At 40.0% G+C, this 14,260-nt stretch carries 13 protein-coding genes and 1 pseudogene; 9 read left to right on the top strand and 5 right to left on the bottom strand.

All coding sequences use genetic code 11. The features are described 5' to 3' along the window. Nucleotides 1-31: 31 nt before the first annotated feature. A complete protein-coding gene (locus tag JWR61_RS15650) occupies nucleotides 32-2,851 on the bottom strand; it encodes an FAD-binding and (Fe-S)-binding domain-containing protein (protein WP_301928689.1) in 2,820 nt (939 codons plus the stop codon). Nucleotides 2,852-3,083: 232 nt separating this feature from the next. Between JWR61_RS15650 and JWR61_RS15645 the strand changes: the two genes are divergently transcribed. Beyond that, a complete protein-coding gene (locus tag JWR61_RS15645; protein ID WP_301928688.1) occupies nucleotides 3,084-3,968 on the top strand; it encodes a dimethylarginine dimethylaminohydrolase family protein in 885 nt (294 codons plus the stop codon). Between the two features lie 61 nt (nucleotides 3,969-4,029). Here JWR61_RS15645 and JWR61_RS15640 read toward each other — a convergent pair. From JWR61_RS15640 to JWR61_RS15625, 4 genes and pseudogenes are all read right to left on the bottom strand, one after another. Then, nucleotides 4,030-4,741, bottom strand: a pseudogene (locus tag JWR61_RS15640) (LruC domain-containing protein). 815 nt (nucleotides 4,742-5,556) lie between these two features. Then, complete coding sequence (locus JWR61_RS15635) at nucleotides 5,557-5,784, bottom strand: YdcH family protein (protein ID WP_290338679.1); 228 nt, start codon at nucleotides 5,782-5,784, stop codon at nucleotides 5,557-5,559. A gap of 179 nt (nucleotides 5,785-5,963) precedes the next feature. Then, nucleotides 5,964-6,281: a hypothetical protein gene (locus JWR61_RS15630; RefSeq protein ID WP_301928687.1), complete on the bottom strand. Its 318-nt coding sequence runs from the start codon at nucleotides 6,279-6,281 to the stop codon at nucleotides 5,964-5,966. Nucleotides 6,282-6,321: 40 nt separating this feature from the next. Continuing rightward, the gene (locus JWR61_RS15625; RefSeq protein WP_301928686.1) at nucleotides 6,322-7,644 is read right to left on the bottom strand and encodes an Nramp family divalent metal transporter; all 1,323 of its coding nucleotides are present in this window, start codon (nucleotides 7,642-7,644) and stop codon (nucleotides 6,322-6,324) included. 309 nt (nucleotides 7,645-7,953) lie between these two features. Here JWR61_RS15625 and JWR61_RS15620 point away from each other — a divergent pair, with 309 nt between their 5' ends. The 8 genes from JWR61_RS15620 to JWR61_RS15585 all read left to right on the top strand — a co-directional run. Then, nucleotides 7,954-8,781, top strand: a complete 828-nt coding sequence (locus JWR61_RS15620; protein WP_301928685.1) for a CHAD domain-containing protein — start codon at nucleotides 7,954-7,956, stop codon at nucleotides 8,779-8,781. 174 nt (nucleotides 8,782-8,955) lie between these two features. Continuing rightward, entirely contained in the window at nucleotides 8,956-9,786 is an 831-nt protein-coding gene (locus JWR61_RS15615) for an ATP-binding cassette domain-containing protein (RefSeq protein WP_301928684.1), read from the top strand. Nucleotides 9,787-9,801: 15 nt separating this feature from the next. After that, nucleotides 9,802-10,599: a hypothetical protein gene (locus tag JWR61_RS15610; protein ID WP_301928683.1), complete on the top strand. Its 798-nt coding sequence runs from the start codon at nucleotides 9,802-9,804 to the stop codon at nucleotides 10,597-10,599. A gap of 9 nt (nucleotides 10,600-10,608) precedes the next feature. Further along, a complete protein-coding gene (locus JWR61_RS15605; RefSeq protein WP_301928682.1) occupies nucleotides 10,609-10,986 on the top strand; it encodes a GntR family transcriptional regulator in 378 nt (125 codons plus the stop codon). Further along, on the top strand, nucleotides 10,983-11,801 hold the full coding sequence (locus tag JWR61_RS15600) for a hypothetical protein (protein ID WP_301928681.1): 819 nt from the start codon (nucleotides 10,983-10,985) through the stop codon (nucleotides 11,799-11,801). The genes JWR61_RS15605 and JWR61_RS15600 overlap by 4 nt, the downstream gene beginning before the upstream one ends. 115 nt (nucleotides 11,802-11,916) lie before the next feature. Next, nucleotides 11,917-12,384: a hypothetical protein gene (locus tag JWR61_RS15595; RefSeq protein ID WP_301928680.1), complete on the top strand. Its 468-nt coding sequence runs from the start codon at nucleotides 11,917-11,919 to the stop codon at nucleotides 12,382-12,384. Nucleotides 12,385-12,911: 527 nt separating this feature from the next. Beyond that, nucleotides 12,912-13,370 (top strand): DUF1569 domain-containing protein, encoded by a 459-nt coding sequence (locus JWR61_RS15590; protein WP_301928679.1) that lies wholly within the window; start codon nucleotides 12,912-12,914, stop codon nucleotides 13,368-13,370. Between the two features lie 149 nt (nucleotides 13,371-13,519). Further along, a partial coding sequence (locus JWR61_RS15585) for an FAD-dependent oxidoreductase (protein WP_301928678.1) occupies nucleotides 13,520-14,260 on the top strand: 741 nt, incomplete at its 3' end.

Below are 14,260 nucleotides of genomic sequence, written 5' to 3'. Positions count from 1 at the left end.
AATTGATTGGAATTTTGACTGCATAAGTAGGTCAGATCGCCTCGTCCACGAGGTATAAAATGGATTCATAATTTTGGTCTACTGCAGCCGACATCGCCATTTCACAGGTTTTGGTAGTTGAATAATATCCGTCAAATTTCAGCGCCCGTATTTCACTGGCTTCATGGTTGGTCGCGGAGGCTGTTAAAGCTGGAAATAAAAATCCGCGATCGCCTGCCATGCCACAACAACCGGTATTTTCAGGCACTGTTACTGTTGCAGCAAAGTGTTTGGCTACTTGTATAAATTTAGCGGTGGTTTTCATTTTTTCTAAAGAACAAACCGGGTGTAACAATATGTTCGCTTTCTTATGCTGCACTAACGCCACGGGTAAAATAATACCGTGTAAAAAATCAACACTGTCAAGAATGGTGAGCTGATCGAATTTTTGTTTGTTTTCTTCTGAAAGCAACGGGCGAATGTGGTGCAATGTGTAAGCGCAGGAACTAACATCAATAACTATTGAAAAACGACCACCTTCGCTGCTTTTATATAAGTTTTCAGCAATGGCATTCGCCGTAAATGCTGCTGCTGCGCTAAAACCTTTGGAAGAAAAAATCTGGCTGCAGCAACTGCCGCTTACGTTATCCAACATCTTCACTGCAACACCTGATTTAGAACAAACGCTGATAAAGGTTTGCAAAATATTTTTTTCCTTTCCCTGGTAAGTCCCCAGCATCCTGGATATGCAACTTGGAAAATATATAATAGTAGTTGCTGCGCCTGTAACAGGAACATTCATTTTCAATACCTTCAAATCTGGCGCAGCATTTATCTGCGCTGACCACAATGGCATTGCAGGAAAAATTTTTTTTACTCCTCCCGTTAGCTTTGTGAGCGTATTTTTTCCCAGCAGATGATTTATGCCTGTGCCTGATTTTAAAGCCATACGCAGCAACCTTTCTGTAAACTTAAAATGCTTTGCAACAAACAAGGCCACCCTGTTTGCTTTAGCGCTGTGATTCTCTCTCCGTAAACGTTTCACCAGGTCACCTGTATTGATATCAACCGGGCACGCTGTGGCACATAACCCGTCTACTGCACAGGTGTCTATCACATCATATTCCGATTGTTTTAGCAACAGGTTATAATTGACTGTGTCACAAGCTGACTGTAGTTTTTTTAAGGCTCTCCTTATTACGATTCTGCGCCTTGGTGTAGCCGTTATATCGCGGCTCGGGCACTTATGTTCGCAGTAACCGCATTCAATACATTTGTCTACTTCTTCTTCCACCGCGGGTAACTCTTTCAGGTTTTTTATGTGCGCATTTTTATCGTCATTAATAATTACGCCGGGATTTAAAAGCAGGAATGGGTCAACGGCCAGCTTTATTTTTTTCATGATTTCATACGCTTCATGCCCCCACTCTGTTTCTACAAACGGCGCCATATTGCGGCCCGTGCCGTGTTCCGCTTTTAATGTGCCGTCGTATTTTTTTACCACCAGTTCTATCACCTCCCGCATAAACAAATCATAGCGGGTAACTTCTGCTTTTGTATTAAAGGACTGAGTAACCACAAAATGAATATTCCCATCTTTGGCATGGCCAAAAATGATGGCATTGTTATACTCATACAGTTCAAACAATTTTTGCAGATCTGTAATGGCTTCGCCCAACTGCTTCACCGGAAAAGCAATGTCTTCCAGTATCACCGTTGTGCCGCTCGCCCTCACTGCACCCACTGCAGGAAAAAGCCCTTTTCTTACCTTCCACAAAAATTCCCTTTCTGCATCATCACTTGTAAATACGGGCGCATTGTACAACTCAAGCGAAGGCGTTGAAAGCAAAAATGCGCTGACCCGTTCTTCCAGCACCCTCCAGCTGCTCTCCTGGAATTCGATCAGCAAAGCAGCCGCAGATTCAGGCAGAGTCTTTACAATGGCAGGCATACCGGGTAAATTTTCTACCGAACGCAATGAAGCCCTGTCCATCAGTTCTACCATCGCAGCACCTGCATCCGCCAGCGGAACAATTGCTTCGCAGGCGGCTTTGATTGTTGGAAAATACAGTAGTGCTGTCGATTTAAATTGCTCGTCAGGCACAGTTTGTAAAACGGCTTCTGCAATAAACGCAAGAGTTCCTTCTGCACCAATTAACAGGTGTGCTATAATATCCAGCGGATGTGTATGATCAATAAACGCATTCAATGAATACCCTACTGTATTTTTTGTCTGGTACTTTACCCGTATCTTTTTATACAATGACTCGTTTTGACAAATTTCATTTTTTATTGCTGTCAGGGAATCGGATAAACGTGAGCACTCTGTTTCAAAGCGGCTATAGTCCGCCTTGTTTTCGGTGCTAAAGGTATTGCCATCAGGTAAAACAAAACGTATAAATCTGGTGGTGTGATAAGAATTTAATGTTACGCCACAACACATGCCACTGGCATTATTCGACAGGATGCCGCCCATCATTGCAGCGCTGATGCTGGAAGGATCGGGGCCTATTTTTTGATTGTATTTTTTTAAATGGGCGTTAACCATGGCACCCGTAATGCCGGGCTGTACACGAACTAATTTACCATTATCTTCTACTTTTATATTTCGCCAGTGCTGACTTAAATCCACCAGGATACCATCAGTTATAGATTGACCGGAGAGACTGGTACCACCTGTGCGAAATACAAGAGGGATTTTATTTTTTTGTGAGAACTGAAACAATGAAATGATCTCTGCTTCGCTGATTGGTTGTACTACAGCCTTTGGTAAAAGGTGATAAAATCCCGCGTCTGCTGCAAATGATACAAGATCGATGTACCTGGTTTTTACGCGGTTCTCAGGGATGATAGTCTTTAATAATTCAATCATATTTGCTTATCCACTATTTAAAAAAGCAAGATAGGCGTGTTTTATTATCCGCCGGATTTTTTGTAAAGAAATATTTTAAAAACCATCTCCCGTAAATCTTTATCTGATTAAACCCTTTCAAGAGAATAATGATGTATCGGGAAGCGGTAATTCTTTGCCTGTTCTGTTTACTGATCATTATTAAGTAATTTTCCGGCTCTTATCATTTTAAAAATGGCCAAGCCAATAAACCATGCAATCAAAAATGACCTGTCACTCTGATACCGGAAAAATAAAATCGCTGTTTATAAAAAAAGTTCAGCAGGCCTTCATTAACGATGCCCACATTGAACAGCATTGGAAAGAATTGAATTTTATCAGCAAACCTTTATTGGATGAAGCGGTAGCGGAATATGCCGGTTTTGAAGCGGTTTTAAAAAATCTTGGAGCAGATATTTTTTATTTTCCTGAAGATGGCACAGTGAATATGGATTCGGTTTATTGCCGCGATGCGGCTGTTGCAACCGACGGCGGGATGATTCTTTGCAATATGGGTAAGAAGGCAAGAAAGCAGGAACCGCTGGCACAGCAAAAAGTATTTGAAGCCAATGGCATAAAAATATTGGGCAGCATTTCAGCCCCCGGTACTTTAGAAGGCGGCGATGTTGCCTGGCTGAATGAACACACCATGGCCGTCGGCCATGGTTACCGAACCAACGCTGAAGGTATCCGCCAACTTACCGCCTTGCTGAAACCTTTGAATGTGGAAGTAATTACAGTGCCATTGCCACACTATAAAGGCCCATTGGATGTATTTCACCTGATGTCAATTTTAAGCCCGGTTGATACCAATCTTGCAGTAGTATATTCACCACTGATGCCGGTAGTGTTTCGTGAGTTGCTGATACAACGCGGTTACGAATTGGTTGAAGTGCCCGACGAAGAATTTGACAGCATGGGCTGCAATGTGCTGGCATTGGCGCCCAGGGATTGCGTGATGGTTGATGGTAACCCAAAGACAAAAGCTGCCCTTGAAAAAGCCGGTTGTAAAGTAACTGTGTACAAAGGCGAGGAAATAAGTGTGAAAGGTGGTGGCGGCCCTACCTGTTTAACAAGACCCATGTACAGAGTTCAATAAATATTAATCACAAATATAGCCGGGCAGTTTACCCGGCTATTGAAAATAATTTGTTTTAAAATCAATGGTCATATATTAAACCGGTATTGATGTGGCTAGAATCCTTTACCCAATTGGTATTGAGCGTTCCGCCGGATTTAGCCCAGCTAACAAAATTGGTATAGGCCCGGCTGATGATTTTCTGCTCGGCAGGATACTGAAATGACTCGGTAAAGGCAAGTCCCCATGGCAGATTGGTAGTCGTTCTATAATATTTGTTTTGTCCCGGAATGGTATTATCTGCGCCTGTTTTAAAATATCTTGTATCCACTTTGTTGGTAGGTGTAGCCTGCCAAATGGGCCTCTCTTCCCCTTACACCGTTGATTATAATAAACGGGTTAAAAGGCGCAGTACCGAGCTCCGTTTGTGTCAGTGCTCTGGTAAAACCAATATTCATACTGATGGTATCCCTTGTAAAATATTGGCCGCCAGTATAAGTATTGAACAGCCCGGTGGTATTCATTGCAGCTGCCGCATCATCAAAAGGAATAATCACCGCTTTGCTTTGCCCGGTTTCACAACCGTTGCTTCCCAATGTAACCACGTGGTTACTGCTAACCAAGCTTCCTGTGACTGAACTCACCAGTGAAGGCGCAAAAGGAAACTCAATTCCAAAGCCATTTTTATAACTGGCTCCTGCCGCTTTTAAACCATATTTGGCTTTCATTTCAACTACTTTATTTATAGCATTTGATACAACTGCATAACGGTAATCCACTACCAGGTCGTTCATATCATAATCACCTGAAAAAGGCCAGTAATCTTCAAAAGCAACAGTGCCCATGGTGGCGGCGCTGGGGTAATAGTTTAAATAGGCACGTGTTGGATCAGTTGGAAAATCGTCATATACATCATTTACGCCATCATGATCTGTATCTACCGGAACATCAATTGGATTTACCTCTACTCTTGAAATGGCAATTTTTAAAGTACCACTAATTTTTCCATTTTCATCTGTAAGGCTTTTATACAGAACCGTGCCACCCATTTCCTTCGACTTATTTAAAAAACTAACTGGCACATTTGCAATCGGCGTGTTATCGGGTGCAAGTAACGTAACATCCAACGCAACCTCCCTGAAAGTTTCATAGTTAAAGGAGGCAGGGGCATCCATACTCACCAATGAATCAATGCCGGGATGGTCGCTGCCTTGCGTACTGGAAACACTGTCTGATTTGTTACATGAACTGAATAAAACCAATATACATGCGGTAAGACGGACTAGCCGGAATAATTTTGATAGGGGGTATTTCATAGTGTGTAGAGACTATTGTCCGAAAAATGAATGTTTAAATGTTTGTGTAGCCTTTATATAAATGACTGACTACAGCGGCGTAGTATTTAAACGGGACAAAAAAACTATTATTTTTCCCCTGAATTTTTATAGAATTAATTTTAAAAACCCATCACAAAATGTCGACATAGTTTTTAGTCAACTTCTACCGGGAGGATTATTCAATGTGTTCGTTAGTCGATCAACGATCTCACAATAAACTCCTCTTGAAAAATCTTTTTCAAGTTGATAAGGAAAATTTATACCCTTTGCAGTTAAATTAAAAAATGATACAAGCTGTCTTTAAGATGTACCCTTTTCATTCGTAATTCATTCAGGTGTTCATCTGTTGTAGCTTCAGCACCGGTTTCAATGCGGTGAATCTGGCTGTCTGCAGCATTGTATTCTTCCTGGAGTTTTCTAAAACGGTTGCTTCCTTTTTGGAGCGCTAAAATTTTTTCCCTGTGTCCGGGAAATTCATGTAACAGATCGTGACTTTCCATGATGGTTATTTTTTACGAATCTATCTTTTTGCTGACGCAGGCAAATGAGGAATAACAGTTTAACACATGATATTTATCAGACAGGTTATTACAAAAGATACATAAAAACAAGAAGTACCCTGCATATTGTTACACACACCGGTACCACTTGTTTGTTGAATACATTTTCAAAAGCTCTATTAGCCTTCCGCCTTCTCCTCTCCTTTTTTGCCCATTTCAACAATGTCGCCATCGGTAAAAAGAATGGCTTTCAGCGTTGTACGCCAGACTTCTTTTTTGCGCAATAAAAATTCCAGGTCCATGCCAAAATGCTTCATTTCTTCCTTTTGTGCATTTTCCATAATTGCTTTTGCCTGCCTGTCTTTCTCAAGTGAAATCCGTTGCTCGTACCAGCCAATTGCTTCGGCTTCTTCTGTTAATGAAGTAATCATCCTTGCAAAAGTTCTCGTATCATCGGATAATTCTTCCGGTGGCTCGTGATACTGATCAAATCCCATAGTTATAAATTTTAAGCGTGATAAAATATTTTTTTTTCGATCAGAACTGCAGCCAGATCAAAGCCACCGCAGCAGCTGTCATCACAATCAACGTAGCAAATCCCAGCCCGTTCGACAGCCTGCTATTGGTATGGGTTTTCATTATTTTTTTGTTATTGGCTATATGCAGTACAATGCCAATCAAAAGAGGAGATGTTAATCCATACAGGATAGCTGTATAAAACAAGGCTTTAATGGGGCTTAGTCCCCAATAATTAATCATCAGCCCAAGCAACAAAGAAATAATTATGACGATGTAAAAAGATTTGGCCTGGAAAAATTTTTTATCCAGGTCACCCTTCCATCCAAAAGTTTCAGAAACGATGTAGGATAACGAGCCGCTCAAAACTGGTATAGCCAATAAGCCCGTGCCAATAACTCCTACGGTAAATACCAGGTAAGAGGCGTCGCCGGCCACCGGCTGCAAAGCTTTCGCCGCCTGCTCTACTGTATCAATCTGGGAAATGCCATGACCGAACAAAGCCGTCCCTGTTGCAAGAATAATAAAAAACATTACCAGGTTGCTAAGCAACATACCCAGATTTACATCCAGTTGCATTTTTTTAATCAGTAATGACATAAAGTTTTTCTCTTTTGCATGCGCAACCGTATGATCCTCTTCATTTTTTAAAATTCGCCGCCGGGCAAGAAACAATTGCCGGGATGATTGTACATCTTTAGCCTCCATGGTTACCTGCCAGAAAAATAAATAGGGAGAAATAGTAGTTCCCAATAGTGCTACCAGTATTTCAATAAAATCTTTATTGAAATGAATTGTCGGAATAAATGTGCGGCGTGCCACCTGCCACCAGTCGGGGTGCGTGAAAAAAGGGACGGCAATATACAATAGCAGCGACAGGCATAAATATTTTAGCACGGCTACCATTTTTTGATAAGGCAAATAAATAATCATAACGAGCAGCAGCAACGTAAATGCAACGCTAAAAATAATGGGTGAAACAGAAGGAAGGAGCAGGTTGGCAACCGCACCCATGCCGGCAATATCTGCTCCGATATTGAGTACAATGGCTGGTACGCTGAATATGAGCATCAGGTAAAGCAGAAACCTGGAGTAATGCTTTTTTAGGGTAGTGGTAAGGCCAACAGAAGTCACGATGCCTATTCTGGCGCACATTTCCTGTATTGCAGCCATCAATGGAAATGTTATCAGGGCTACCCACAAAGTGGTTAAGCCAAATTTAGCCCCTGCCTGAGAATAGGTAGCAATACCGCTGGGATCATCATCGCTGGCACCTGTTACCAGGCCAGGGCCCAGCACCTTAAAAAATTTTGTCAGTTTGGAAGAAGTCCCTTTGCTATTCATGAAAAATGCTGGTTTATGACAGTGGAATAACTATAAGCGTACCAGCAATTGCAAATCCGCGGTTAATACAGGTGTGGGTTAACACGCCCCTTGCTTCTGTTCATTTAGACTATAATGATAAATAAGGGGGCAAAACATTAATGAGCAATACGGGTATAATTTTCTACAAAAGCAGGGTTACAAAACAACCGCAAACTACATTTCGCTTCATATCTAATATGGTATAACTTCGTACCATCAAAGCATATAATTTTTGTTCAACCTGCAACCGCCATTTTCATTGTGAGCAGTTTTACGGGTAAACCGGCCATGAAACCAGTAAAAACATATTTTAAGCACCACCTGCAAATCGTTTCGGCGCTTTTACAAAATACGTCCGCTCCTCATAACCCCGAAAGCTTTCACCAACTGCGCATAGAAATTAAAAAGCTGGCGGCCTTTTTTAAATTGCTCAAATTCTGCTCAAAAGATTTTCCCCGAAAAAAAACTTTGCGGCCTTATAAAATTATTTTCAAACAGGCCGGCATTGTGCGGGAACTTGATATAGCCAAAACGGTGGTGGAAAGAAGTTTACCTGACAGTTCCCTACCGCAATACTCTAATTATCTTGAAAAAATTACGGCAAAACAGTGTGCCCTTTTTTTTAGCCTCGTGCACAAACACAAGGTAAAATCATTCAAAACAACGCATAAGAAAACCGCTCCTTTTCTTTCCGGTATTACCGAAAAAAAAAGCAATCGTTACCTGCACAAACTGTATGAGCTGATGTACGAAAGGAGCGGCAAAAAAAATGTGGCATCAGCGAAGCAACAACACAACGTTCGCAAGCTGCTAAAAACAATTTCCTTTACAAAAAAATGTCTTGGGCTGGAAAAGGAGGAACAAAGCAATAAGCCGGAATATGCGCTATCACATTTACTTGGCGCATGGCATGACGACTATGTTACCATGCGGTATTTACATAAAGCGATGCGTTCTGAAGCGATTCCGCCAAATGAAAAACATCAGCTCAAAATAATTGCAAGCACCCTGGCAGAGGAAAATAAACTGTTGCTGAAAAAGATAAATGCCAGTAAAGCAAAATTGCACGCTTCCAATGAACAACCTGTGTTTCATTCCATTTACAAACATCAATAAGCGTTATTCAAACCCATCATAAGTAGTGTTTTCCGGGTAAAAACTGCCGCCCATTTAGCCATCACAAATTATACAGAACTGTCTTCATCCAACCTTTTTCTATACACCAAAAAAATAGTTGGTAATTAAAAAAGTATTCCTATTTTTACAGTGTACTACTTAACTAATACACTAATGATACAGATAGAGAATCTCTCCTTTGGTTATAACCAGAAAAAGCTGTTGTATAAAAACCTAACCCTAAACCTCGAAGAAGGCAGCATCTACGGCCTGTTGGGCAAAAATGGTGCTGGCAAATCTACCTTGTTAAAAAATCTTGTAGGGCTGCTGTTTCCTACTATTGGCAATATTACAATCAATGGCTACTCCCCTAAAAAGAGATTGCCCGCTTTTTTGCAAACCATTTATTTCATTCCCGAAGAAGTGAATATACCAGCATTAACCATTCACAAATACATGCACCTGTTTGCTCCCTATCCTGCTTTTAACAAAGAACAGTTTTTTAGCTATCTCGGGCAGCTGGATGTAAAAGACCAGGGCAAGCTAAATACCCTGTCGTTCGGCCAGCAAAAAAAATTCATCATTGCATTTGCGCTGGCCTGCAACACAAAAATTTTATTATTGGATGAGCCAACAAACGGGCTGGACATTCCTTCCAAGATCCGCTTCCGTAAATTGATATCGTCGGTATTTGACAATGAAAGAATAATTTTTATTTCGACTCACCAGATACGGGATCTGGATAATCTGATTGACAGAGTTGTGATTGTTGACAATGGTTCGCTGCTGCTGAATGCATCCATAACTGAAATAGCACAAAAACTTTGTTTTAAAACGATTAGCGAAATAGACGATAAAAGCAAAGTGCTGTATGCCGAGGAGTCGTTAAAAGGCTACTCCGTAGTGATGGAAAATACAAATCAGGAAGATTCTAAAATAGACCTGGAACAATTATTTAACGGCGTTACCGAAAATCCGGCAAAAGCGAAAGCCATTTTTCAATAAAAAAAATTTAAAAAAATGAATAACACCTTCAGCCCGCAACGCTTCGGTTTGCTGTTTAAGAAAACACTCCTTGAAAGACCAATACAGATGTTCGGCTTTACCGGGTTGTTACTGGCGCTCATATTGATAACTTACGCCATCACAAAGACTATCTCCGGGTTTACTATGGCTCAAAACCTTACATTTTTATGGGGACTTATTGGCGGTAGTTATTTTATGGCGTCTTTTGTTTTTAGTCATTTTACCTCGAATGCTATTGGTTCATCTTACCTTACGTTACCGGCATCACATTTGGAAAAATGGCTTTGCGGTATACTGATTGCAGCAGTTTTATACCCAACTGTATTTATGCTTTTTTACCGGTTGATGGATGCATCTTTTGTTTCAATCTATCACAACAGCCTTGACCCGGCTGCACCGTTTTACAAAGAACAGTACCGATCAGTCGGCACACTTTCTTTTAATGGCTTTTTTGCATGGAAAGTCTATCCCATGTTTCTTTTTGCAGTAAGTGCTATGTTAACAGGCTCTCTATATTTTAATAAAGCGGGTTTAATAAAAGTTTCGCTGGTTATATGCGGGCTATTAATTAGCCTGTACTTACTAAACCATCTTTTTGCGAAAATAGTTTTTGGAGGAGTAATCGAAGATGCCTGGCCTTTTCATTATGTTATGATACCGGTTGGTAAGGCTGAAGGCTCCATTCTGCTGCCTGAAAAAATCTCCGATTTCGCATTTAATATGGTTAGCTATGTTTTTCCTGCAATCTTGTTTATTACATCTTTTATACGTTTGCGTGAGAAGGAATTTTAATTTAACGCTATGGACTTTAAAGAAAACCCGGCAATTTATATACAGATAGCAGAATACGTGTGTGAACAGATTTTATTAAAAAAATGGAACCTGGGCGAAAAAATTATCAGCATCCGTGAGTTGGCAATTTTAATGGAAGTCAACCCCAATACGGTTCAGCGGGCATACGATTTTTTGCAACAGCGGGAAATTATCACCAATAAAAGAGGTGTGGGCTATTTCACCGAAGATGATGCGATGGAGCGCATACTAAGTTTCAGGCGGGAACAATTTATGGAAAATGAACTGCCTGTTTTTATGCGCAATATCTACCTGCTTAAAATAGATTTTAAAGAAATAAAAATATTGTTTGATCAGTTTGTAAAGGACAATTTTAAAAACCAATGATGATGAAAATAAGTACAACTATTTTATTTACCCTGCTGATATTGCTGATCGCCGGCATGCTTTGCAGCAATATCGTTATAAAAAAAGAATACGACAAGATAGATAAAAGCGACCTCTACTGGACCTACAAGAAAGTGCTACAAGCCCCTTTTAAATACCTTAAAATTACCGGCGGTAACAATACCCATATTGCATTTGAACAGAGTGCAACCAGCTCTGTGCGGATTTTTGAAGACTGGAGCAGGTATCACAAAGGCGATATCGATGCCTTTGTAAAAAATGACACCCTGTTTGTAAACTTTAGTTTTGTACCGCAAAACGAAAATGAAAGAATATGGCTTAGAAATATCACACCTGTACGAATCTTTGCTCCACAACTTTTGTATGTCGACGGGTTTAACACCAACCTGGAGATGTTTAAAATGAAACAAAAACAATACACGGTTCGTATGACAGGAAAATCCTTGTTTGAAGTGGAGAGCATGACGCCAAACCTTGACTCACTCAACATTACCCAGCAAGATTCATCACAAGTTATATTTGAAATGTCGCCAGAATTCAACGTTAACCGGACAGACGAAAAAAAAGAAAAAATAATTACGGTCAATACTGAAACACATGAAATTATAACGTCCGCAACCAATGGATATATCAGAAGCAAAGAAGCCATGTCACTTCGATCATTGACTGCTTCAGTAGCAGGAGTTTCACTGCTGGATGTTGGCCATGCTCAAATAGGCACACTGCGATTGAATGTTGCGGACAGCTCGGGTATTCTTCTTTCGGGGGGTGGCTTAAAAAAAGCGCAGAAATAAATAGTAATAATTACAAAACAGGCTCGTTAGCTGACAGGCTGAATCAGGGTTTGTAAGTAATTCTACATTTAGAAATAAGAGTTAATTGTTGGAGTATAATAAAAAAGGAAAAAGTATGAACGGGGCACATTTACATATGGGTGTAAACCATATCCCAATAATGGGGACAGTATTTGGACTAGGAGTTTTGATTACAGGATTAGTTACAAATAATCATACTGTAAAAAACATCGCGTATGTTTTATTCATAATTGCCGCTGTTTTTGCCGCAATAAGTTCTTCAACAGGTGAGATGGCTGAAGACCTGATAAAAGATATCCCTTCAGTTGAAAAAAAGATCATTGATCAACATGCACATTTTGCTGCTTTATTGGCCCTTACATTATACGTGCTTGGAGCAATCTCAGCTGCTGGTATTTTTTTTAATTTTAGAAAGAACGGTGGAACAAAGACTATAGCTTCTTTGGCAATTTTGTTAGGAATCATAGGAGTTTTTTTTATTTTTCAAGCTGGCAAATCAGGTGGCGACATTCGTCATACAGAGTTTAGAACTAAAAGGCAATCAACATTTTTCATTTATTAGTTTTATTACAAAATAATAAACACAAACAGCTAATCTAGGATTGGGTTTTGTACTGTTTGAGTATGACCTGTAAAGATTAGCTAAAGCAAGGCATGTATTCAGTCAGGCTCAAGCAGCAACGTTGATCTTTTGTACACAATAAGTTTTAATTATAAACCTAACATCGGAGGTGGGCAGTGGTGAGTTAGCATCCTGACAACATAAAGCCCCGGTAGTTATTGAAGACTTTTTACCTCGCCCGGATACAACAGTAGATAAAAAATTTCAAAAGATATTCACAATGAAATGGATAACAGCTTGATTATTTTTAAGAAAAAAAACTTTTTTTACTTTTTTAAAAAGGAATTTATATCTTGTGCAAAGTTTTCATAGGGTACGGATTAAATCGGGGCACTGTTTTTACAGTTGGCCCTTTTTTTATGCCCAAGCTTTCGCTTTTTACCGGCTTTACCTTGCTTTTTTTGCATACCAGAAATCCGCAAGCACTACAAATTCCTGTACTTTTAATGGTACTTAAAATAATGATTATGCCACTGCTAAACATTTTCACAAAGGAAATTTCAGATTCCATTATAAAACGAATTGAATCGCTTACTCCGGCTACACAGCCAAAATGGGGAAAGATGAATGTAGCGCAAATGCTTGCCCATTGCAATGTTACTTATGAAATGATTTACGATAATATCCATCCGGCGCCCAATGCAGTTATGAAATTTATTTTAAAGGCGTTTGTTAAAAGTAAGGTCACAGGCGAAACACCTTATGCTCATAACAGTAAAACCGCTCCACAGTTTATTATAAAAGACACAAAGGATTTTAATGCTGAAAAGCAGCGGCTGATCAATTATATTACCAAAACACAACAGCGGGGAGAAAGTTATTTTGACGGCAAACGCTCCTACTCCTTTGGTAAGCTTACAAAAACAGAATGGAACAATATGCTGTATAAGCATCTGGATCATCACTTAACTCAATTTGGAGTATAGTTTTAATGACAAACGTTTTTCAGTTATCCAATTTAAATTATTCAGGTTTTGTTTATTAGGTAAGCAATTCGTTCCATTCAAAAATTTGAGCATCCGGAAAATGGCTAAAACGTTGCCCGCATTGGCTTAATATTGATAATAAACTCTGTATGAAAAAAGAATCAATTCTGATAATTGGTGGTGGGGCAACAGGCCTGATGGCGGCTAATTTGCTGGCAGGGCAAATGGAAGTGACTGTACTGGAAGCAAAAGCCGAAACCGGCGGCCGGATAAATTCTCTTATTAAGGAGGACAAAACAATTGAAACCGGCGCAGAATTTATTCATGGTAAATTGCCGCTAACATTCAATTTATTAGCGAAAGCCGGTATTAAAACTGTTCCCGTAAAAGGAAAGATGTACCACTTCAGGGAAGGGCGGTTCGTGAACGACAATAAAATGGCGGCAGGCTGGGATAAATTATTGGATGACATAAAAGAGGCCCCGGAAGACATGACCCTGGAAACATTTCTTGAAACCTATTATTCAGCGCAAGTTCATGGGGCGCTGCGCAAAGAAGTAGCAGGCTATGCCGAAGGTTTTGATTTGGCAGATATAACAAAAGCAAGTATTAAAAGCCTGTATGCGGAATGGAATGCAGAAGACGGAGAAAATTTCAGGATCCCATCCGGATATAGCTCGCTTACTCAATACATGGAACAACAGGCAATTCAATTGGGCGCTAAAATTATGACCGGTAAAATTGTGAGGCAGATCGACTGGCAGCCAAATGATGTAAGCGTATATACGGCAGAAGGTGAGGAATTTAAAGCCAGCAAATTATTGGTAACTATTCCCGTTAGTGTTCTTGCAAAAATCAATAGTCCAGGCTCCATCAACTTTACACCTGAA

Source organism: Ferruginibacter sp. (assembly GCF_028288465.1).
Classification (GTDB): domain Bacteria; phylum Bacteroidota; class Bacteroidia; order Chitinophagales; family Chitinophagaceae; genus Ferruginibacter.
This window is presented reverse-complemented; position numbering and strand designations above follow the sequence as displayed.